The 21,905-nt window shown below is 51.9% G+C and carries 16 protein-coding genes and 1 pseudogene; 6 read left to right on the top strand and 11 right to left on the bottom strand.

Annotated features, from left to right (window positions below):
* Positions 1 to 10: 10 nt before the first annotated feature.
* Positions 11 to 2,059: a peptidyl-dipeptidase Dcp gene (gene dcp, locus ABU178_RS10145; RefSeq protein WP_397214405.1), complete on the top strand. Its 2,049-nt coding sequence runs from the start codon at positions 11 to 13 to the stop codon at positions 2,057 to 2,059.
* Between the two features lie 38 nt (positions 2,060 to 2,097).
* Here dcp and hpxO read toward each other — a convergent pair whose 3' ends face one another.
* Positions 2,098 to 3,255, bottom strand: a complete 1,158-nt coding sequence (gene hpxO, locus ABU178_RS10140) for an FAD-dependent urate hydroxylase HpxO (RefSeq protein ID WP_397214404.1) — start codon at positions 3,253 to 3,255, stop codon at positions 2,098 to 2,100.
* Positions 3,256 to 3,894: 639 nt separating this feature from the next.
* Between hpxO and ABU178_RS10135 the strand changes: the two genes are divergently transcribed.
* Entirely contained in the window at positions 3,895 to 5,082 is a 1,188-nt protein-coding gene (locus ABU178_RS10135; protein ID WP_397214402.1) for a glycosyltransferase family 4 protein, read from the top strand.
* 504 nt (positions 5,083 to 5,586) lie between these two features.
* Positions 5,587 to 5,745, top strand: a pseudogene (locus ABU178_RS10130) (serine hydrolase); the annotation flags it as partial.
* A 45-nt stretch (positions 5,746 to 5,790) separates the two neighbouring features.
* Here the strand turns inward: ABU178_RS10130 and ABU178_RS10125 are convergent.
* Genes ABU178_RS10125 through ABU178_RS10095 form a run of 7 tightly spaced genes read right to left on the bottom strand, consistent with a single transcriptional unit; the run spans position 5,791 to position 14,467 of the window.
* Positions 5,791 to 7,275, bottom strand: a complete 1,485-nt coding sequence (locus ABU178_RS10125; RefSeq protein ID WP_397214400.1) for an FGGY-family carbohydrate kinase — start codon at positions 7,273 to 7,275, stop codon at positions 5,791 to 5,793.
* 53 nt (positions 7,276 to 7,328) lie between these two features.
* Positions 7,329 to 8,168 (bottom strand): class I fructose-bisphosphate aldolase, encoded by an 840-nt coding sequence (locus ABU178_RS10120; protein WP_397214398.1) that lies wholly within the window; start codon positions 8,166 to 8,168, stop codon positions 7,329 to 7,331.
* Positions 8,152 to 9,915 (bottom strand): glycerol-3-phosphate dehydrogenase/oxidase, encoded by a 1,764-nt coding sequence (locus tag ABU178_RS10115; RefSeq protein ID WP_397214396.1) that lies wholly within the window; start codon positions 9,913 to 9,915, stop codon positions 8,152 to 8,154. Before ABU178_RS10115 ends, ABU178_RS10120 begins: the two co-directional genes overlap by 17 nt.
* Positions 9,908 to 10,897, bottom strand: coding sequence for a sugar-binding transcriptional regulator (locus tag ABU178_RS10110; protein ID WP_397214394.1), 990 nt, complete (start codon positions 10,895 to 10,897; stop codon positions 9,908 to 9,910). The genes ABU178_RS10115 and ABU178_RS10110 overlap by 8 nt, the downstream gene beginning before the upstream one ends.
* A gap of 27 nt (positions 10,898 to 10,924) precedes the next feature.
* Positions 10,925 to 11,920, bottom strand: coding sequence for an ABC transporter permease (locus ABU178_RS10105; protein WP_397214392.1), 996 nt, complete (start codon positions 11,918 to 11,920; stop codon positions 10,925 to 10,927).
* Positions 11,911 to 13,428: a sugar ABC transporter ATP-binding protein gene (locus tag ABU178_RS10100; protein WP_397214390.1), complete on the bottom strand. Its 1,518-nt coding sequence runs from the start codon at positions 13,426 to 13,428 to the stop codon at positions 11,911 to 11,913. The genes ABU178_RS10105 and ABU178_RS10100 overlap by 10 nt, the downstream gene beginning before the upstream one ends.
* Positions 13,429 to 13,438: 10 nt before the next feature.
* Positions 13,439 to 14,467, bottom strand: coding sequence for a substrate-binding domain-containing protein (locus ABU178_RS10095; protein WP_397214388.1), 1,029 nt, complete (start codon positions 14,465 to 14,467; stop codon positions 13,439 to 13,441).
* Between the two features lie 603 nt (positions 14,468 to 15,070).
* Between ABU178_RS10095 and parS the strand changes: the two genes are divergently transcribed.
* The 3 genes from parS (at position 15,071) to ABU178_RS10080 (ending at position 16,851) form a co-directional block, all read left to right on the top strand.
* A complete protein-coding gene (gene parS, locus ABU178_RS10090) occupies positions 15,071 to 15,514 on the top strand; it encodes a type II RES/Xre toxin-antitoxin system antitoxin (protein ID WP_397214386.1) in 444 nt (147 codons plus the stop codon).
* Positions 15,511 to 15,975 (top strand): RES family NAD+ phosphorylase, encoded by a 465-nt coding sequence (locus ABU178_RS10085; RefSeq protein WP_397214384.1) that lies wholly within the window; start codon positions 15,511 to 15,513, stop codon positions 15,973 to 15,975. The genes parS and ABU178_RS10085 overlap by 4 nt, the downstream gene beginning before the upstream one ends.
* A gap of 201 nt (positions 15,976 to 16,176) precedes the next feature.
* Complete coding sequence (locus tag ABU178_RS10080) at positions 16,177 to 16,851, top strand: RipA family octameric membrane protein (protein ID WP_397214382.1); 675 nt, start codon at positions 16,177 to 16,179, stop codon at positions 16,849 to 16,851.
* Between the two features lie 403 nt (positions 16,852 to 17,254).
* Here the strand turns inward: ABU178_RS10080 and ABU178_RS10075 are convergent, their stop codons facing one another.
* From ABU178_RS10075 to ABU178_RS10065, 3 genes are all read right to left on the bottom strand, one after another.
* The gene (locus ABU178_RS10075) at positions 17,255 to 18,220 is read right to left on the bottom strand and encodes a GT-D fold domain-containing glycosyltransferase (protein ID WP_397214379.1); all 966 of its coding nucleotides are present in this window, start codon (positions 18,218 to 18,220) and stop codon (positions 17,255 to 17,257) included.
* Between the two features lie 426 nt (positions 18,221 to 18,646).
* The gene (locus ABU178_RS10070; protein WP_397214377.1) at positions 18,647 to 19,309 is read right to left on the bottom strand and encodes an SDR family oxidoreductase; all 663 of its coding nucleotides are present in this window, start codon (positions 19,307 to 19,309) and stop codon (positions 18,647 to 18,649) included.
* Between the two features lie 143 nt (positions 19,310 to 19,452).
* On the bottom strand, positions 19,453 to 21,816 hold the full coding sequence (locus ABU178_RS10065) for a membrane-bound PQQ-dependent dehydrogenase, glucose/quinate/shikimate family (protein WP_397214375.1): 2,364 nt from the start codon (positions 21,814 to 21,816) through the stop codon (positions 19,453 to 19,455).
* Between the last annotated feature and the right edge of the window lie 89 nt (positions 21,817 to 21,905).

Genomic DNA, 21,905 nt, shown 5'->3' with positions numbered 1-21,905 from the left:
AGTGATGAAAATGAACACAAACCAGAACCCTTTCTCAAGCCCCAGCACTTTGCCCTATCAGGCGCCGCCGTTTGAACATATTACTGAACAGGACTTTATGCCGGCATTACAGGCTGGCATTGCGGCAAAGCGTCAGGAAGTGGCGCATATCGCCGAGAATCCCGAGGCGCCCACTTTTGCCAATACTTACGAAGCGCTGGAACGCAGCGGCGAGCTGCTGAATCGCGTGAATTTGGTGTTTGGTGCCATGACCTCCGCCAATACCAGTGACTATCTGCAACAGGTGGATGAGGAAATTACGCCTCAGCTTACCGCGCTGGAAGATGATATTAAGCTGAACGGCACGCTGTTCTCCCGTCTCGACGCCGTGTATCAGCAGCGCCATACTCTGCAACTGGACGCGGAATCGTTGCGGCTGGTGGAGGTGGTCTGGCAACAGTTTCAGCTGGCGGGCGCGAATCTGAGCGAGACGAGCAAAACCGCGCTGAAAGCGCTGAATCAGGAAGCGGCCAGCCTGAGCACCCGTTTCACCAATAAGCTGCTGGCGGCGACGAAAGCGGGCGCGCTGGTGATTAACGACAGCGCCGCGCTGGCAGGCCTGAGCGATGGCGATCTGCTGGTTGCACAGGAAGCGGCGAAAGCGCGCGGCCTGGAGAAAGCCTGGCTGCTGGTATTGCAAAATACCACCCAGCAGCCAGCGCTTCAGGCGTTGCAGTCGCGCGCCACGCGCGAAGCGCTCTATAATGCCTCGGTAAATCGGGCAGAACAGGGCGACGATAACGATACGCGCCAGCTGGTGTTGCGTCTGGCGCAGGTCAGGGCAGAGCAGGCGCGGCTGCTGGGTTTCAGCAGCTATGCAGAGTGGAAGCTGCAGGATCAGATGGCAAAAACTCCCGATGCTGCGCTGAACTTTATGCGCAATATTGTTCCGGCCGCCACGGCGCGCGCCCGACGTGAAGCCGCAGACATTCAGCACACCATCGATGAGCAGCAGGGCGGCATTACTCTGGCGCCCTGGGACTGGAACTTCTACGCCGAACAGGTGCGACATGCCCGTTACGATCTGGATGAAGCGCAGATTCGCCCTTATTTCGAGCTGAATAGCGTACTGGAAAAAGGGGTGTTCTGGACCGCCAGCCAGCTCTACGGTATCCGCTTCACGGAGCGCTACGATCTGCCGGTCTATCATCCCGACGTGCGTGTCTATGAGATCTTCGATGCCGACGACACGCCGATGGCGCTTTTCTATACCGATTATTTTAAGCGCGACAATAAAGGCGGCGGTGCCTGGATGAGCAACTTCGTTAATCAGTCAACGCTGCTGAACAGTAAACCGGTTATCTATAACGTCTGTAACTACACCAAGCCGCCCGCAGGCGAGCCGGTACTGTTAAGCTGGGACGAAGTGATCACCCTGTTTCATGAGTTTGGTCATACGCTGCATGGCCTGTTTGCCGAACAGCGCTACCCGAGCTTGTCCGGCACCGCAACCCCGCGCGATTTTGTGGAGTTTCCTTCGCAGTTCAACGAGCACTGGGCCAGCGAGCCGCAGGTGTTTAAACACTTCGCTCATCATTACGAAACCAGGGAGCCGATGCCGGAAGCGTTACATGAGAAGATCATGCGCGCAGAGAAATTCAACAAAGGCTATGACATGACGGAGCTGCTGGCGGCGGCCTTGCTCGATCTTCACTGGCACAGCCTCAGCGCAGAGCAGGTGCCGGACGCGGTAGATAGCTTCGAACAGCAGGCGCTGACGGAGGATAAGATCAATCTGTCCGCCGTGCCGCCGCGTTATCGCTCCAGCTATTTCCAACACATCTGGGGCGGCGGCTATGCAGCCGGTTATTACGCCTATATCTGGACGCAGATGCTGGCCGATGATGGCTATATGTGGTTTGTAGAAAATGGCGGCCTGACGCGGGAAAATGGTCAGCGCTTTCGCCAGATGATTCTGTCACGTGGCAACAGCAGCGATCTGCAACAGCTTTATCTGGCCTGGCGCGGCCATGAGCCGCAAATCGGGCCGATGCTGAAAAATCGCGGTCTGGCGGAGTAAATCAAATGACGCCTGCTCAATGAACAGGCGTTATTTCTTTAGCCGAGCGGCCCGCCTTCAATGGTATCGCACATACCGGCCAGCACGCGCTCGCCGGTTTCGCTTTTCAGCGCCTGATACCAGGCGGCAGTGACCTCCGGATCTTTCGCATGGGTAACATCGCAACGCTTACGTGCTTTCAGCACCAGATCTTTCACGCGATCCACGCGGCGCGCCTGATAACGCAGCAGCGCATCTTCAATGCCCAGCGAATGCGACGCCAGGGTTGAGGCCAACACCACCGCATCCTCCATTGCGGCGCAGCCACCCTGACCAATATCGGGCGTGGTGCTGTGCGCCGCATCCCCCAGCAATGCGACCCGACCTTTCACAAATTCACTGAAAGGCTCGATGTCGTGGATTTCGACGCGATTGGTGGTGTCAGGGTTGATAGCGGCAATCAGCTTTTGCACCGGCTCGGCCCAGCCGCTGAAGTAGTTTTGTAGATCGCTTTTTAGCGTGGCGCGATCTTCCGCCAGGCCCTTCGGCAGCGGCACGTCAAAAAAGAAGTAGAAGCGGTTGTCGCTGACCGGCATCAGCGAAACGCGTTTTCCTTCTCCGACAAAGGTTGTCCACTGATCGGCGGGGGCGATCGATTCATCTCTCGTCACCAGCCCGTTCCAGTTCACATATCCGGCGTAGCGACGTTCCAGGGTTTCGCCGAGCACATAGCGACGTATCACCGAATGGGTGCCGTCAGCGGCAATCAGGAAGTCGCCGCTGGCCTGAGTACCATCTTCAAACCAGGCGGTGACGCCATCGTTATGTTGCTCAACCCGCACAACGCGTTTGGCAAAGCTCACACGCTCGCGCCCGTAATGGTCGAGCAGCATCGCCTGCAACTCTGCCCTGGCGACAGGATAGGGGAATTCACCCACCTGTTGTACCAGCGGCGTCATGCTGAAGCGCGTCAGGGTTGCGCCAGTATGGCCGTCGTTGTAAGCCATGCTAGCCATGTTTCCACCCAGCGCGCGCAGCTTTTCCCGCATGCCAAGCAGGTTGAGGCATTTCACGCCGTTCGGCCAGATGGAAATCGCCGCGCCTACCGGCTTGATCTCTTTTACCGCCTCAAACACGGCAGTTTCAAATCCGGCACGATCCAGCGCAATGGCTGCACTCATACCGCCAATGCCACCACCAATTACGATAGCTTTCATTTTCATCTCCTTTCAACCTAATGATTTATCTGCAACTTTTGTGCCAAGCGGATTAGGTGCGATGAAATGTGCCAGATAAACAATCAATCATATGTTTTATATGGAATATAGTAAAATCAGAGCGTCGGATAAGGGCACTATTTGCACCCTTGAAGGACATCTTATTGAACCAAATTAGTGCAGAAATCTCCATTTATGCCGCTTTCTGCACCTTTTGTTTCATGTGAAGGGTATAAGGCTATAAAGCAGAACGGTTAACAGCGATAAACTTTATTTTCGTTTTTATTTAAGCAGTATTGATTAGTTTAAATATTATCACCTAAATTTCTGCCATTTCTCCTGCCATAATAAGGTTAAGCACCGGTTGCGCCTGGTCTTTTGAAAAAGTAAGAATAATTCATCAGATAAAGACACCATTAGAATCAGATAGTTATAGCTAGATAAAAAATACTACAGAAGTAACAGGTAAGTTAATTCTTATTGTAGCGCCTCAGAAAAAGGAAATACTTTAATTTCTGATTCATTAATGTTTCTGGTAATTCTTTACAGCAAGTTAATTTAGGAACTTTCGCAGGTGTCTGCATTTCTAGCCCGTGATATAGATCATGGTAGGGCATTCTATAAATTCGGAAGTAGAGTATGAAAGTCGGCATAACCAACAACCAATATCCGGAGCAGCGTAATATATTAGTTAACCCGGGAAACAAATATACCAATCTAAAAAAGTGGAACTTATATTATTTTGTTAACCCGATTCGCACGCGATTACTTAAAAAAAATAAATCGTTCGTTTTTATACCTTTTCCTTTTTTTACTGCAAAACGGCCAGATATTTTACATTTGTTTAATGAAGTGGCGATAACCAGACATAGATGGCTGGCAACCTTTGAAACTGAACTGCCGCGCGTACTGCCAGTTGCAGGCGTTGACAAGCGAGATAATCCTGAACTGAAAAGATTGATTCCGGCACTCTTGAAAGATAATTGCCTTGGCTTGATTGCGATTTCAGACGCTACCTTAAATATTCAGATGAAATTATTTGAACATATGCCAGAAGTTGCTAAACGTATGCGGGCTAAAACTGTGGTGTTACATCCACCGCAAACGCTTTATTGTCAGCAAAAAATGCCGCGCCAACCGGGGAAACTGCGTCTGGTATTTGCGGGAAACGAATTTTACCGTAAAGGCGGGGCCGAAGTGGTGCTGGCGATAACGGAACTGCTGGATGAAAAAAAAATTGATGATGCTCAAATTGAAGTGCATCTGATAGGCGATCTCACTAAACACCATAATGTTGCGCATCAGCAATATCAGGACAACCAAGATTTTTATCGTGGCATTGAAAATCGTATCTCGCGATACCGCTGCTTCAAACATAAAACACGTTTGGATAATGGGGCGTTAATGGCGCTGTTTCGCCAGAGCGACGTCGGTTTGCTGCCAACCTGGCAAGAAACATACGGCTTTTCCGTGTTGGAGATGCAGTCTAACGGCTGTCCGGTGATTACCAGCAATGTGCGTGCGTTACCTGAAATCAATCCGCTGAGTGCGGGCTGGTGTATCGGCGGAGCATTAAATGCGGATCGAGAGTACAGCGTAACCAGCGTTACTGAAAAGGATCAGTTACGCGCTGCTTTAATTAGCGCATTAAAGAAAACCCTAATGGAGATCGTTGATGATCCTGATGTGCTGCACAGTAAAAGCGAGGCCGCGATTAGCCGCATCAAGGAACAGCACTGTCCCAAACGCTATATCACCAAACTGAATGATATCTACTGCCGTGGCGTAACCGAATTCAGGTTACATCCGCCGATGATCTCAATTTAACAAGATTTCTCAGACGCAACGTGTTGCATTGCCCATAATTAATGCACCGTTCATTTGGAGATCGATTATGAAACTCATCCTCAGCCTGCTGCTGTCCAGTGTTCTGGCCAGCAGTGCCTATGCACAAGCTACGGTTTCTTTTCCTCCACGCGCGCCCATTGTGCAGCTCACGCCTGTTGCGGCTAAATGTGACCTCTCGAGTTGCCAGGCAAATTGCTATGTCGAGCGTTCGCACTGCAATACGCGTGATGCTGGTGCATGCAGTACACAAGCGCAGATATGCGTACAATCATGTGCTGCACAGTGCAAGTAATTTAATTCAGGGATAAAACGTATACTCACTAATGAAAACACTTGTGAGTTATACCTTATTGCTTACGCTTTCTTCGGGCTGGGCTGCCGCTTCACAAGATCTGACATCCCAGCAGGTGACCGCGCTGGTAAAAAAACCATCGATCCGCTGCTGACAGCGCAGGCCATCATCCGGTGCGTCTCTCTGATCGGGCTTCCTGGATTCATAAAACCGGTGCGACAAATGGCTTCGGCGCGTCTATCGCTTTTATTCCGGAACAAAATACCGGCATCGTCATGCTGGCTAATAAAAACTATCCCATTGCTAAGCGCGTTAAAGCAGCGTATCAAATACTTGATGCCTTGCGATAAAAGCACTGCCCGCCGGGCTTACTGGCTTCGGCGGGCAGGGTATAATTAGCTTGCCTCCTGCCACATTTCACTCATCAATATCTCCAGCTTCTTAAATATCTTGTAGCGTGCGCTGTGAAACTGATGGCGATCCGGGCGCGGTAAAAACAGGTCGGGAGTAAGTTGTACTGCCTGTTGTGCCGCCTCTGTCAGATTTTTCCACACGCCAACCCCCACGCCTGCGCATAATGCTGCGCCAAGTGCGCCTGTCTCTTTACATTCAGAGACGCGGATAGGAATGCCAAGTACGTCGGCAAACATTTGTGGCCAGATACAACTGCGTGCAGCACCGCCGGAAAGGGTTGCCTGGGTAAAGGGAATGCCTGCGGCGCGCAGGCGATCAATATGAGCACGATGCGCAAAGGTCACGCCTTCGAACAAGGCAAACAGCATATCCGCCCGGGTATGCCAGCCGCCCAGGCCATAGAATCCTGCTTTAGCCGGTTCCGATTTACGACCGGAGTAGAGGTAAGGGTGGTAAAGCGGCAATTGTGCATTCGGCTCGACATGCGCCACGCTGTTACTGCTTCGTGCTGCTCCTTCGCCTGCACGTCCATCATCAAATTCACGCAGGAACCAGTCAAGATTGGCGGCTGAAGTGGCGCTGGCCTCAATCGCCATATAGCGATCGCCTTCAATGATTGAATTCATAAATATCGGTCGCAAATAGTCCGGCTTATCAACAACCACCTGATTGATGCTCCATGTACCCGCCACAATCGATGCTTCGCCACTTTTTACCACACCAGACCCAATAGCACTGGCGACCACATCAAAAATACCGGCAACCACCGGAATACCCACGGGCAAACCGGTCAGGCGGGCGGCTTCAGGCGTCACATTTCCCACCACGTCGCAAGATTCACGCAGCACAGGAAGGCGGGAAAGGGCATCTTCAATATGATAAAGAGCCAGCAATTCGCGGCTGTACTGGCGCTGGCGGTAATCGATTAAGCCAGCCCCCGCTGCATCTGAATAATCAGCACTGATGCTGCCGCTGAGGAAATGAGCGATAACATCTTTGGCACAAAGCACATGGGCAGTGCGATCCCAGAGATCCGGGCGATGCTGTTTGATCCATGCGATCAAAACCGGTGTGGCTGCTGCCCAAGGTTTTTGGAGTGAGAGCTGGTAAATCTGTTTGTCATCACCCCGGGCTTCCAACTGATGCACAATAGCGAGAGCGCGATGATCAATCGACTGAATACCAATGAGCGGTTGTTGCTGCTGGTCGAGAGCATATAAACCATTGCCGTGACCTGACGCGCCGACGGCGATTACATCGCTCGCCAGGCTACCCGCCTGTTGCAGACAACGACTGACTGCCTGGCTGACACCATGCCAGATATCTTCTACGGGGCGTTCTGCATATCCTTCTTGTGGCTGATGGGTTTCGCCCGCGCATTCAGCCACGGACAAAATGTGCCCGCTCAAATCAAACAGCACGGCTTTTATCATGGTATTACCGGCATCAATACCGAGGATCTTCATATCCGACTCCGTCATTCATTCAGAGACGGCGCACCGCTTAAGCGCCAGTAGATTTAACCTTGCTGATAAATTTCCAATGCATCCGCACCGCTTGCTCCGTTATGGATAATCGCCATCAAGGCTTTTACCACACGCGAAGGATTATCGTGTTGATAAACGTTACGACCATAAACCATGCCAGAAGCGCCTTGCGCCATCAGCGCCGCGCTTTTATTCAACACCGCGTCTAATTCACCTTTCCCCCCGCCGCGTACCAGCGTTGGGCAGCGGGCAGCTTCAACCACGCGATGAAAATCTTCCACATTTTCAGTTGGATCCGCTTTGATAATGTCAGCGCCCAATTCACGCGCCAGGCGTACCAGCGGCACAATTTTCTCTACATCGCCTATTGAGCCGTAAGCGGCGCCCTGGCCTGCAGGAGCCATCACTAATGGCTCAATCATGAGCGGCATGGCATATTTTTCACACGCCTGGCGCAGGCGACCAATATTCTCCACGCACATTTTAAAAATGCCTGGCTCATCCGGGATCAGATAAAGATTGACCACCACGGCAGCGGCATCCATTTGCAGTGCAGCGAGGATCGGCTCATCAGGATTATGCAAAACCGCCCACATTTCCCGATGACGGGCGATGTTATAGGCATTGCCAACATCGGTTCGCATCACCAGTGCCGGTTTTTGCCCCTCAACCTGTTGTAACAGATCGGCCTGACCATAGTTCACCTGAATTGCATCGGGCTGAGCGACAATCAGGTTCTTCATCACACTTTCAATATTCTCCAGCCCCACCAAAAAATCTGGCTCATTGGCAATGCCATGATCGATGGCGACATCCAGACATTTGCCGTGATTAAACAGGCGATTGACGCGCACTTTATGGGTTAATAACATGACGATTTTCCTCCTGGAAAAGGGTGGGATTAAGTGAAGAGAGGCCATGAAAACGCGCCAGTCGGGCACAGGTTTCATCAATCTGCTGCTGGCTGAACGATTCAGTCCAGTTCAGCGTCTCAGCAAACAACTGTGCGATTTCGTTAATCAGGGCAAATGTGAGCTCGCCGCAGATCGCCATTGACGTACGCCGAATCAGCAAATCGTCGAGCTGATGCGCCTGCTCATGTTGAATCAGATAGCGGATCTCATTCACGCTGTAATCAGGGTGATGCGTAAGTGGGCGATCCTCAGTTGCGATCATTGCCGCCAGCATCGATTCAGCGCGAGTGCCATATCGCTGGACGAGCTGGCAAAGGCGGGGCAGCGATAAACCGCTTTTGTTTGCCAGACGCTCAAACCATGCCGGTTGATCCTGTGTAGGCGGTAATCCGCGCCCACCGCCAATCGGCATATCCGTGGTTGAAACCGTGCGCTTTTCACCCAGAAGATACAAAACGCGATCGGCCGCCTCTTCGCCAAAGCGCCGAAAAGTGGTCCATTTCCCCCCCACCAGGCACAGCGTAGGGAAATCGTGAGTAGCATCAGGTTGAAGCAGCACTAAAGAGTGATTGCGTGAAATCTGGCCGTTGACTTTCGCCTCGCTGGCGGGTAGCGGACGAACGCCACAGAAGGTATAAACCACCTGGTCATCACTGACGTGAATGTCAGGAAAGACGAAGTGCAGTGATTGTAAAATATAGTCTTTCTCATCTTCTTCACACACCACAGCATCAGGATCGTCAACGCGAATATCGGTAGAACCCACCAGGACTTTGCCGAACCACGGGAACATAATGCAGACACGTCCTTCCTGGTTCTCGTAGTACACCATTTCACCCGCCAGTTGGGTCAGCAGGGCCGGGTGATCGATAATCAAATGCGATCCTTTGGTGCCGCCGATCAGCCTCCGCCCGGCTTCGCCTGGGGCGAGCGTGTGATTAAGCTGATCAATCCATGCGCCAGTGGCATTGACCACCACGTGAGGCTGTAGTGTGAATGTCTCTTTGCTGAGCGTGTCTTGCAGCGTCACCCGATCGCCATCGGCGGCAACGACCTGACAGTAATTAAGCGCCAGCGCGTCGGGATTCGCCTGTTCTGCGTCATCAACCAGTTCAAAGCCTAAACGTTCCGGGGCTGCAATCCAGGCATCATAATAAGTTGCACTGTATTTAACCCAGTCAGCAAAGCCTGGCCAACGCTGGCGGGTTGCGGCTTCACCGTGCACTTCATGTTTTGGCATCGTGCCATTTTGCCGCGTATAAACATCGTAGAGGCTCAAACCGGTCTTGATCAGTAGTGCGCCACGTCGGGTTGGCTTGTCACTTAAACGGAAGAACCGCCGGGCTGCGTTCACCATGCCGCCTCCCCAGTTATCGACAGGCACCGTGGTGCGGAGAGGAAAAACATAGTGCGGTGCATTCTTTAACAGCCGGTCTCGTTCAGTGACCGACTCTTTCACCAGGGCAAATTCTCCGGTTTCCAGATAACGTAAACCACCGTGGATCATGCGCGATAGCGCGCCGCTCGCCGCCTGACACCAGTCGCCTTTTTCTACCAGCACAGCGGCAATACCCTGAAGTGCCAGTTCGCGAAAAGTACTGATGCCGTTGATACCGCCGCCAATAATCAACACCGGCACCTGACGATGCTGTCGCAGATAACTGAGTCGTTCTTCGCGGCTCCGCACCTTGCTCATTTCAGCCATAGTGACCTCCCTCAGACGCTGCCAGCTCCAGCACGCCCGCAGCGGTAGATTCGTCAGTCACCATCGCTTTAAGCCAGTTACCTTGCAGCGCACAGTGAATAGGATCGATCTTGTTACGGCCCGCGGCAACCGCCAGCGTAAAAGGAATGCGCTGTAACTCAGGCAAGGTAAGCCCCACCAGTCGGCGGTTATCCTCAAAGGGCGCGGGATGACCTTTGGCATCCAACAGCCACGCCAGTAATTCACTGCGCGCCCCGCTGGTTTCAATTCGGGCAGAAGCGTGACGGGCGCTCTGATTAAGGTCGTAATAACTGGAACTGTCGCTGTGAATCGAGCCTAACCCTACAACAGCCAGCGTGGCGTCGCGTGCTTTCGCCAATACCTGATCGACGGCGCTGATGCTCATCAGCATCTCTCGCTCTTCAGCGGAGTCTGTAAACAGCGGGGCGTGAATCTGCCAGGCATGGCCCCCCAGACGTGCCGCCATTTCCGAAGCAACATGATTAACGTCGGTATAGTGCTTACCTTGTACGCAGCCCAGGGCGGGCACAACCTGAACGTTATATTTTCGACCTGGCTGTAACGCTTCAACCAGCGCACTGACCCCTTTGCCGCCGGTAATGGCAATCACATCACCATCTTTAAGGCGTGACAGCAGAAAATCTGCGGCAGCGGCACCGACCATTTGCAGGCTCTGTTCCTCGCTACGCGCAACGTTAGGTGCAACCACAACCTCTTGCAAACCGCCCAGTCTGGCCAAATCGGCTTCAAGCTGGTGGGCAGAAAGCCAGGGCGATTTAATCGTGATTTCCACCATGCCGCTCTCTTTTCCCTGACGGAGCAAGCGGTTAATGGTCGCAACAGAAAGTCCTGTTTCCGCCGCAATGTCAGACTGTTTTTTTCCGTCAAGGTAATACATCACCAGAAGCTGGTAAATTTGACGTGTGCTCTGAAAGGCGTGATGTTCGCTAGCAAATTCCATCGGCTGTCATTCCTTTCTTTTGTGGGCTTAGCCAGCCCGGTATTTATTTAACAGATGATCGATCGAAACCGCAGTCAGCAAAATTAAACCTTTGATCAGTTCCTGCCAGTAGACAGAAACGTTGATTAGGATTAACGAGCTGGTCACGATAGAAAGCAGTGCTACACCGAGCACCGCGCCCAGTATGGAACCTGTACCGCCTTTCAGACTGGCACCGCCAATGACGGCAGCGGCAATAACGTTTAGCTCCATCCCAACACCAAACGTTGGTGTAGCGGAACCCAGCCGCGCCATGTAAATGATGCCCGCGACACCTGCCAGTGTAGAGGTCAGCACGGTTACCCAAAGCTTGATGCGGTTGATATTGATGCCTGAATAGGAGGCCGCCCGTTCATTGCTGCCGGTATAAAACACTTTGCGAAACAGCGTGGCTTTGCGCAGCAGAAAATCGAACAATGCCACCAGCAAAAAGAACAGGATGATCACGAAGGGGATGCCGTATAACGTGCCCTGACCAATAAACTTGAAATCGACAGGCAGGGTAAACAGCGACAGCGGCGTCCCTTGGGTAATAATCATGCACAAGCCGCGCACAATGACCATCGCCGCCAGAGAGGCGATAAAATGACTCAGGCCGATTTTGGTGACGGTCAGACCCATCAGCAAACCAATCAGCGACGATGCCAGAATGCCTCCCAGACTCGCCAGCCAGGGATCGAGACCATTTAAAAACAGCTGACCAGAGACCACCATCGACAGGCAAACTACGGCACCAACAGAAAGATCGATGCCGCCCACGATCAGTAAGATTGTCATACCCACCACAACGATCCCTTCGATCGAGAATGAAAGCAGCATCGCCTTCATATTTGCCCAGGTAAGAAAGTAGGGCGAGGTAAAACTCATGACGATAAAGATCAGCGCGATAATAATAATCAGGCCAATTTCGCGCTGTTTGTGAATGCCGCCCAGCAGCGAAACGGGAGATTTACGTGCCGAGGGTAGAGTGGTATTCAGTGCCATAGAGCCTCCGTTTCAGAGGATACACCGGCGGCCAGTCGCATTAAATTTTCTTCGGTCATGGCGTCACCGGTCACTTCACCGCTGATGCGCCCTTCATGAATCACAATGATGCGATCGCACAGCCCGATCAGTTCAGGGAGTTCAGAGGAGATCACCACCAGGCCGACACCATTGGCCGCCAGGCTGGCGAGGATTTGATAAATTTCCGCTTTGGCGCTGACATCGACGCCGCGTGTAGGCTCATCGAGGAAAATGATTTCAGGCTTAATCGACAATATTCGGGCTAATGCGACTTTTTGTTGATTACCTCCTGACAGCGACGAGACCGGATCACTCAGCTTGCCACGCTTGAGTTTGACCTGCTGAGTCAGGGCTTCGGCCTGCTGACGCTCGCGGCGTGGGCTGAGCGTCAGGCCATGATGGCTAATAGCTTTCACGTTCAACGCAGAGATATTCCATTCGATCGGCATATCCAGAAACAGTCCGGCATCTTTGCGATCTTCAGAGAGGTAAACCATGCGCTGCGCAATACTCTGCGCATAGTTTTTGAGGATAACCGGCTGGCCTTTAAGCGCAATTTCACCCTGAGAAACCGCAGTCAGACCGCAAATCCCTTGCGCAATTTCACTACGACCAGCGCCCATTAAGCCTCCAACGCCGAGGATTTCACCGTGACGTAACTGGAAGCTGATATTGTGAAAGCGTTTTCCATCGCTGAGCGCTTTGACCTCCAGCAGCGGCAACTGCTGGCTGACCGGACGCTTATCAGGGTAGAGCTGCGACAGTTCACGCCCTACCAGCCGGGTAATGACTTCATCCTGCGTCATGCTACTCAGCGGCGCACTGTGTACCGTACGGCCATCTCGCATAATGGTAATATGCTGACAAAGCGCAAAGATTTCAGCCATACGGTGGCTGATATAAACCACACAAATGCCCTGGGCCTGTAACTGACGAACAATTTTAAACAGCGTCTGCGCTTCTGGCTCCGTGAGTGCCGCCGTCGGCTCGTCCAGGATTAGCAGGCGGCAATCGAGGGTTAATGCTTTAGCAATTTCAACCAGTTGTTGCTGAGAAAGCGAAAGATCGCGCACCTTCTGCGTCACCGGAATCGGGGCCAGCCGGTTCATAACCTGCTGCGCTTTCTCTTTTAACAGCTTATGCGGCAATAAAATGCCCGGATGGCTGGCGGCATGAGCCATCCAGATGTTTTCATATACGCTGATATCCGGGCACAGAGCGATCTCCTGATGCACCAGGCCGATACCTAACTGTTGCGCTTCACGCGGTGAACGAATCGAAACCACTTGTCCGTTAAGCACGATTTCACCGCTATCGGGCCGCAGGATGCCATCAATGATATTCATCAAAGTGGATTTTCCCGCGCCATTTTCACCCGCCAGCGCATGTATTTCACCGGCCCGTAAGCAAAGATCCACGTCCTGCAACGCTTTTACGGCACCGAAGTGTTTACTGATGCCGCGTAATTCAAGTAATGGTGTTGTCATTGCTAAGCCCTTACTCGTTGATGCCTTTGGTGCCACGGCGTTTCAGATAGGCATCCCAACGAAAATCATCAGCGTTATCTTTGGTGACAACCGCATAACCGTTATCCAGAATCGGGAACGAGAAGGGGTTTACACCGCTTCGCTTCGCGTCGTTCATTGGATCGATCAGCTCAGGGTGCGCGGCTAAAAACAGCGTGATGAAGCCCATATAGCCCTGAATACCCTGATTAGGGTTAATGGCACCAAAGACTTGCCCGCTCTTGATCATATCGAGCACTTTGGCGTTCACATCCACCGTCATCACTTTAACTTTGCCGCCGTTCTCAATCACTGCCTGAGCAGCACCAATGGCTGAACTCGCTTCAGGCATAAAGATGCCTTTTAAGTTGGGATTGGCCTGCAACATAGAAAGCACTGCGTTATAGGCTTTAGAAGGATCCTGGTTGGTTGCTGCACGCGCTACCAGCTTGCTGTCCGGGAACGCGGTTTTCATTTCCGCAATAAATGAACTGACGCGGCGGTCGTGATTGTCCTGGCCTGGGTTTTCCAGCACGGCAAATTCAGCACCTTTGCCCATCGCTTTACCGAGTTCATCTGCAGCGGCTTTGCCTTCGCGGTAATTATCTGAAGTGATGTAGGCCACCCGTTTACTGTTAGGGGAGTCAGCAGCAAACGTCACCACGGGAATACCCATCTCTGCAGCACGATTAATAGGTTCGATAAAAGGATCGGGATTCATGGGATGCAGAAAAATGCCTGCGGGCTTTTGGGCTAATATCTGCTCAAAGCTGGCCAGCTGCTGGTTAACGTCATAGGCTGGCGTGCCGCCATAGACGGTTTTACAGCCAAACTGATGGGCCGCCTGTTTGAACATTTCATACACTGGAAACCAGTATTCCACGCCCGTTACCATCACGTTCATGTAATAAGTTTCCCCCGGTTTACAGCGAAACTGTGGTGTGCTTTCTGCGGCCTGGAGGGAGGAACTCAGACAGGCAGCAAACGCCAGCCCGGCCACAACGGTTTTAAATTTTTTCATCTTTTTCCCCGTGAACGTTGAGTGTTGGCTCAGCCGTGACAGCAAAACAACGGAAAAACGAGCTGGGGTAGTGCTTGAAAATTATTTCACTAAGCAGAAATAATTTTCAAAAGGTATAAAAGAAGCTGACTGAAAGGTCAATCTGAGGTTAAAGGAATGTTTCGTATATGTGACTTCCTTCACTGAGTCAGGCGGAAGCGTGATTTTATACAGACGGGTTAGTGCGCCTTAATAAATAAGGCGTTCCGGCGTCGATAAGAGTAAAGTTTGTTAAAGCGTTTGTCTGAACCCGTTAAAACGTAGTGGTAAAAAAACGATAGTAGCCAGCAGTGAACGCCGCGGAACAACGTTCAAAAATGCGGTATAAAAATGAGGCGTTTAGTGATCCGGGCATCCAAACCTGACGAGCGCCACTAAAGTGCGCATAATGTATATTATGTTAAATAAGCGATCCGATCGCTAATCCGGACTACCTTTGGCAGACTCTTAGCCCCTTCCTGTTACTACCCGACAAAACGCGCCATTATTCTGCCGCTATCTCCTGGTTGCTATTGTGTCCTCTAACCATACGGTTATAATTTAATTACCAAACGGAGGTAAACCATGAAGCAATTTACATTATCCCACTCTTCCCATTCGCCCGAACGTCTGTGGCAGTTTGCCGGACTCAACAGCGCGGACGGCGGCGCGTTAATGGGTCAAATCGATAAAGGATTGGAAGGAACGGTTGCCAGCCGAATCGTCTCCTGGGCGCATATCACGCAAGCCGACCTGCGCCATATGACCGGCATTCCCGGAACCACTTTCAATCGCGGCCTCAAAAATCGTTTTACCGCCGAACAAAGTGAACGCCTGGTACGCTTCATCCGGGTTATGGATCGCGCGGTGGAGTTATTTGAAGGCAATAAAGAACAAGCACGCCAGTGGCTGAATGAGCCAGTCAGAGCGCTTGGCAACAAAAAACCCGCCGACCTGGTCGCCTCTGAAACCGGTGCGTACGAAGTTCTTAAGCTGATTACCCGTCTTGAGCACGGTGTGTATTCGTGAAGCTCTACCGGATGACAAAAACTCGCTATTTAGCATCCGCATGGAGTGGTTATGGTGCCAGAGAAGGCGGCGGACGCTGGAACAGCGTAGGCGTTTCAATGGTATATGCTTCAGAAGCGGCGTCGCTGACAATGCTGGAAACGCTGGTTCACCTGCAGTCTGCCGCTATTTTAGATGCCTTTACCTTGCTGAGCATCGATGTGCCTGATGAACTGATTCAATGGATCGATGCGGCGCAACTTCCGCTGAACTGGCGTGCGGCAGAAGCTCCCGCTGAGCTTCGCCAGTTCGGCGATGCGTGGACAGAGAGTAAAGAGTCTGTGGCCCTGCGAGTGCCCAGCGCCCTTTCTCCTATAGAATTCAATTATTTGCTCAATCCTGATCATCCGGCATTCAATGACATTGTCAAAGATGCCGTTCTGATACCTTTTCGTTTCGATGAGCGCTTTGGCCGCGAATAAATCGCTTCACCCTGCCCTTATAAAAGCCTGCGCAAGCGCTGAAACCTTGTATTAGCAACGCTGATGGCGCGCGCGAAGCGGCGAAAACCACGCTATGAATTGAGATGGAGATCGTCTTAAGACAAAAAAGCGGGCAATGAGCCGTTTTAACCGGGGTAATGTTAGAATATACAGATTCAGCAATAACCTTCATGGATTAGCATGCGTATCAACATCGAGCAAAGCGATAAGCAGTTTATCGACACCTTTTTCGCCGAACCCACCGACCATATTGATCAGAACTCGCCACAGGCAGAACGCATTCGCGAATCGCTTAGCGTGGCCTACCGCGAAAAAACGCATGAAACGGACGCCGAATGGAAACGAACTCTTTGTTTCCTGTTTCTGTTTGTCTTTCTTTATATCGTGCTGGGCATCTCGCTAACGCTCGATTTATCGGTCAGTGACACCGCCCCCAAAAGCATCGCCTGGGCCTTACATGCCGTGCCGGTGTTGATCGCTTTTTCAGGCTACTTTGTTTCGCTGCTTTTCCTGTTTTTTAACCGCAGCAGCGCATTTCGTAAACAACAGTGGGATCGCGCGATTGTGATTCTGGAACGCTACTGCGGCAGAAACATGCACAGTCAGCTTTTGAGCAGCGATCCCATTCCGAGCAATTACTCGCTTTCTGCGATCAATATTTCACTGGCGATCTTTATCTGTATTACCTGGGTAGTGATGTATAACTACTTTACCTTTACCACCAGCGGCGTAATCGGCAGCGTGATTTCACTGTTTATTACTACCATGACCTACGTGATTCTGGATATTCAGCTGTTGAAATCGATCCGTCAGGAAGCCATCAAGCCTCCCGCTGACGAACCGGCAGACGAGTAAGTTGTTTCTTTAAGCGCATGCCGCGCCCTGTTGCTTTTTGCAGGGCGTCGCATATCGATCAATCGACGATCTTTTTGATCCTTTCTGAATTCATATAATAAGCATTATATGAAGCGATCTCAGTGCCGCGGTGGATAAAAAACGATCACGAAATGGTAACGCTACGCGAATTCTGTCGGGATAACCCCTTGCTCTTTTCGCAGAATTCACGTAGCACGATCGATATTCTGAAGGGTGTTTTACTAAGCTATTTTTGCAGTTATCGTAAGAAATGCGCTTAGGTGAATGGGCCACCGTTTGTAAAGATAGCTCTTAAAATATGCTGTAACTAATAATAGATTCAATTTTTACTCACGCCCATAAAATGTACGAGCGTCTGAAATATTGAGGGAACACACCGCCTTCACACCGCTTTCCCTGTCGTGTCAGGCACGACCACCCTTTCCGGCGCTCCGCCCACATGAAACAGAATTTGCTGACGATAGGCTTCATCCGTCGGCGAATTGTCTTCGTTCAGCAGCACGCCTACTTCATTGACGTTTTTACCCTCTACTTTCATTTTGTTTTTTGCCGCGCTGCGCATCCATTCATATTCGATATCAATATGGCCGGTATCAATAGCGCGCACGCCCTGCTGGCTCAGATCATAGGCCAGTAACGTTGCCGTTGGTCCTAATGAAATCAGTACCAGATCGTAATTTTTCGCCGCGCCTGAAACTGCGTTATATAAATTGTCATACACAGAAAAGGCGTTGCGGTTTAATGTGGTAATACGGCTGACCTGACGGGCGCTGTCCAGCAGATCGTTACCCAGTCCGAGGCGGGTTCCACTGCCTTCCACAATCAACAGACGCTGGTCGGCAATCAGACGCTTGAATTTAGCGAAGATAATGGGGGCCTGGCTCTTATCTTTATAATCGTGATAAGGACGAGTCACCGAAGTATTGCCGTAACGATATTTTTTGCTCAGCAACGGCTCATAGTTGCGGAAGAAAAATGATTTATGGAAAAACCAGAACAGCGCGGAGCCAGAGCGCATATTTTTGGTGCTGCGGTAAGCATCCGGCATACAGATCAGGCAGTTGCCTGTATCGGTAACGCCGCGCTGCAATATTTCCTTCAGGCGTGCCGAGAGGCGTTCATCAAACGGCTGGAAACCGATATTTTTATACAACGTCATTTCCAGTTCGCCATCGCCAAAACGGCAGATTGACAGCTTTTTATTCTTCAGCAGTAGATCGATAGTCTCATCCGGTGACATCACCTGGTACTGTTTAACTCTGGCATTCGCTGCGGGATATTTTATGGCGGCGCGCAGAAACTTAAACGGAAAACGTAATTTCCGATAAATAGCGTTAAAGATAGACATATTTAACCTTTAATAGCAGCGAATTTAGCATAGCGTAAAAAGTAACATGAGGTATATCACACTACCGGAGAAAATTGAGGCTGAGGAATATCCCAAAGCGAATATCGATAATGGTTTCTTTATCCGCTGTTACGTACGTTTGTAAAAGTGAGCTCTATTTTCAGTGGCCGTTTTTGGGGTAATTCAACTTGAGACAAAACAAAAAATAATAATTAACTAGTTGAAAAATCAGGTTAAATAATAGCCCACAACGATAAGACGTTCTTCTTTAAAATAACAAACTATTCAACGCAGCAAAAAGGCATTAAGAATAATTGCAGTCACCCGTCGTTTTATCTTTAGAATAATTCAACCTTCCTTTCAGGGCCTCACCTTTCGCAGACAGAAAGCCCGGCTTTTACCGGGCTTGCTTAACAGTCACAACATTTATGCATAGCGTGTTGCCAGCCGGTGCAGCGCGTTGTCTATACTTTCCTCTCCGCCGGTCAGCTCGATAATTTGATAATTGATCGCCGGGCTTTCCACCAGTGCAGTCAGCGTGGCAGCCACGTCATCACGGGAAACATCGCCGTAGGGAATAGCAAGATCGGCGCGAATCAGGCCGCTGCCCGCCTCGTCCGTCAGTCTGCCGGGGCGCAGGATCACCCAGTCAAGCTGACTACTCACCAGACGCACATCCGCCAGTCGCTTCACGCGCATGTAGTTTTCAAAGCCTTCTGAGGTCGCTTTGCCACGGGCAGCATCGGGAAAAGCGGAGACCAGAATAAAGCGACGCACGCCAGCCTGTTCCGCCGCGCCGACCGCCAAATCCAACCCGGCGCCGTCAATAGCATTCGTCAGTTCGATACCTGCGCCGCCCGCCCCCGCAGTAAAAATCACTACGTCATGGCCAGCAAGACGTGTCGCCAGTTCGCCGCGCTGAAGCTGCTGAATATCCCCGACGACCGGCTGTGCGCCCGCATGGGTTAATATCTCTGCCTGTTCCGGCTTACGATGCAGTGCAGAAACGTCGTGGCCCTTTGCGGTGAGCCGCGCTGTCAGCCGCAAGCCCACTTTTCCCGCCGCTCCAATAATAAATACTTTTGCCATTGCCGCTCTCCTGATGCCATGACGAATTCAAGGCTGGCAAGTATAGCCACTCCTGCCATCGCGTTTTAATCTGATGTGCCTCTTTGCGCGGCGGCGAAAAAAAAGCGCCCCGCAGGGCGCTTTAAAATCGATACAGGTTGCGTTTAGTTCAGGCGGAAAGCGACAACGCTGTCGCCCTCTTCCGTCCCCATCGAACCGTGGCCGCCAGCGGCAATCACCACATACTGCTTGCCATCTTTACCCATAAAGGTTGAAGGCGTGGCCTGCGCGCCCGCGCTCAGCTCGGTCTGCCACAGCAGTTTGCCGGTGCTGCTGTCATAGGCGCGGAAGAAGTTATCCGCCGTCGCGCCGTGGAACACCACGTCGCCTGCTGTGACCAGCGGGCCGCCGTGTGCCACCATCCCCATCGGGAAGCCGATCGGGAAACGACCCGGCAAAAAGGTGGTGCTGAGGTTTTTGGTGGTGCCCACACGGCGCAACCATTCGGTTTTACCGGTTTTCAGATCCACGCCCACCATACGACCCCACGGCGGCGCGATACAGGGAATACCCAGTTCCGACGCCAGCTGTTGGATATGGATAGCGTAATCGCCGTGGAAGTTTTCGTTCCAGTATGGCGTGCCATCTTTGGTAAACATACGTTCCGTCGCGGTTTGCGGCGTACGTTTGATCATCGTGTATTTATAGGCCAGACGCACCGGCGCGGCGATCAGCAGCTGGCGCTGCGGATCTACCGCCACAGAACCCCAGTTAAATACGCCGATGTTGCCAGGGAAAATAATCGATCCTTTCTCTGTGGATGGCGTCCAGGGGTTGCCGTCATAGCGCAGCGATTTGAAATCGATACGGCAGGAGATCTGGTCAAACGGCGAGATGCCCCACATCGATTTTTCAGTCAGCGGCTGTGGGATAAAGTTCAGGCTGGAAACCGGCTGCGTGGCGGCAAATTTCTCACCCGCTACGCCACCTTCGGTAGAAACCTTCACCTGATTAACCGGATAAACCGGCTCGCCGGTGAGGCGATTCAGCACAAACAGATTGCCGGTCTTGGTCGGCAGAATCACTACCGGCTGCTTTTTGCCCTGATAATCGATATCCAGCAGTGACGGCTGAGACGGATTGTCGCGGTCCCACAGGTCGTGATTCGCGCTCTGATAGCGCCATTTGAAGGCGCCGGTTTTCAGATCGAGCGCCACCAGCGTGTCACGGAATTTCTCCGTGTTGCTGTTAGCGTCGCGCTCAATTCCCAGCTCATCGGGCGAGGCATTGCCGAACGGCACATAGACAAGGCCATTCTTCAGGTCGGCACTCAGGGTCGCCCAGGCGATCGGCGTGTCGTAGGGGTAGTTCTGATCCTGCGCAATCGGCTGGGTATTTTCCGGGTTGGCCGGATCGAAGTTCCAGACCAGACGGCCACTGATTGCGTCATAGGCGCGGATTACGCCGGAGGGGTTACCGCTGTTGAAACCGTTATCCATCACGGAATCGCCCACAATCACCAGGTTGCCCGCCACTAGCGGAGCCGAGGTTTCCATCAGCGCATGCGGACGAAGTTTGCCCATATTGGCATGCAGATCGACCACGCCGTTGTTACCGAAATCGCTACAAACTTTGCCGCTGTCCGCATCCAGCGCAACCAGCTGCGCATCGGTCGTGGCGTTGAAGATACGCTTACGGCAGAGCGCCGGCGCGGCGGCAGAGGTGTCTGCCTGAGGCGCTGTGCTGCTGTCGTAATAGCTGACGCCGCGACAGGTCTGATGCTGCTGCAAATAAGAGCGATCCTCGGCAGGCGTATGTTTCCATTTCAGCGCGCCGGTTTCGGGATCAAGAGCGTGCACCTCGTTATGCGGCGTACAGAAATAGAGCAGACCGTTGACCTTCAGCGGCGTGGCCTCAAAGGTATATTCACTGGCGTCGTCGGTCTTGCGCAGATCGCCAGTATGATAGGTCCAGGCGACCTGCAGATTCTTCACGTTATCTTTATTGATCTGATTCAGCGCAGAGAAACGCAGACCGTTGGTGGTGCCGCCATAGGCGCTCCAGTCATTCTGCGCCACGTCGACATCCGCCGGCGCGCGTTGGCTGGTGATGGTCCCCGCCTGCGGTAAAGGATCGTAAAAGCAAAGCCCGATCACCAACGCAATCATCACAATCACCGTGGTGCCGAGGAACGGATGGAAGGCGCGCTGAGAGCGATAGAGCGGACGCACCACCCACGGCAGCGCCAGCCACACGCCGATCACGCCGAACAGATCGCCGCGCGGGATCCATTGCCATTTATCGAAACCGGCTTCCCAGATAATCCAGAACAGCGTAATCCACATCAGCACGGCGTAAAACGTCAGCGCGCTTCGCTTCTGTAAAAACAGCATGATAGCGGTGATCAACAGACCCACGCCCATCAGCGCGTAGAAAGCACTGCCGCCTGTCAGCAGAAGCTTTCCTCCCATATACAACAGCGCGATACCGAAGATCGCAATGATCACGCTGGTTATTTTGTTAACCATTTCCCATCCTCAAAAGTTCATCAACAACATAAAATAAAATCACATGCATTCAACATTATTTTAACGTAGGTAAATTTATTGAAAAACAC

The sequence above is a fragment of the Pantoea osteomyelitidis genome, assembly GCF_044342975.1.
GTDB classification, from domain to species: Bacteria; Pseudomonadota; Gammaproteobacteria; order Enterobacterales; family Enterobacteriaceae; genus Pantoea; species Pantoea osteomyelitidis.
The sequence above is the reverse complement of the archived record's forward strand: the minus strand, read 5'-3'. Positions and strand labels throughout refer to the sequence as shown.

Coding starts and splice junctions, on each gene's coding strand:
- dcp (WP_397214405.1), top strand. CDS start 11: ATGAACACAAACCAGAACCCTTTCTCAAGCCCCAGCACTTTGCCCTAT.
- hpxO (WP_397214404.1), bottom strand. CDS start 3,255: ATGAAAGCTATCGTAATTGGTGGTGGCATTGGCGGTATGAGTGCAGCC.
- ABU178_RS10135 (WP_397214402.1), top strand. CDS start 3,895: ATGAAAGTCGGCATAACCAACAACCAATATCCGGAGCAGCGTAATATA.
- ABU178_RS10125 (WP_397214400.1), bottom strand. CDS start 7,275: ATGAAGATCCTCGGTATTGATGCCGGTAATACCATGATAAAAGCCGTG.
- ABU178_RS10120 (WP_397214398.1), bottom strand. CDS start 8,168: ATGTTATTAACCCATAAAGTGCGCGTCAATCGCCTGTTTAATCACGGC.
- ABU178_RS10115 (WP_397214396.1), bottom strand. CDS start 9,915: ATGGCTGAAATGAGCAAGGTGCGGAGCCGCGAAGAACGACTCAGTTAT.
- ABU178_RS10110 (WP_397214394.1), bottom strand. CDS start 10,897: ATGGAATTTGCTAGCGAACATCACGCCTTTCAGAGCACACGTCAAATT.
- ABU178_RS10105 (WP_397214392.1), bottom strand. CDS start 11,920: ATGGCACTGAATACCACTCTACCCTCGGCACGTAAATCTCCCGTTTCG.
- ABU178_RS10100 (WP_397214390.1), bottom strand. CDS start 13,428: ATGACAACACCATTACTTGAATTACGCGGCATCAGTAAACACTTCGGT.
- ABU178_RS10095 (WP_397214388.1), bottom strand. CDS start 14,467: ATGAAAAAATTTAAAACCGTTGTGGCCGGGCTGGCGTTTGCTGCCTGT.
- parS (WP_397214386.1), top strand. CDS start 15,071: ATGAAGCAATTTACATTATCCCACTCTTCCCATTCGCCCGAACGTCTG.
- ABU178_RS10080 (WP_397214382.1), top strand. CDS start 16,177: ATGCGTATCAACATCGAGCAAAGCGATAAGCAGTTTATCGACACCTTT.
- ABU178_RS10075 (WP_397214379.1), bottom strand. CDS start 18,220: ATGTCTATCTTTAACGCTATTTATCGGAAATTACGTTTTCCGTTTAAG.
- ABU178_RS10070 (WP_397214377.1), bottom strand. CDS start 19,309: ATGGCAAAAGTATTTATTATTGGAGCGGCGGGAAAAGTGGGCTTGCGG.
- ABU178_RS10065 (WP_397214375.1), bottom strand. CDS start 21,816: ATGGTTAACAAAATAACCAGCGTGATCATTGCGATCTTCGGTATCGCG.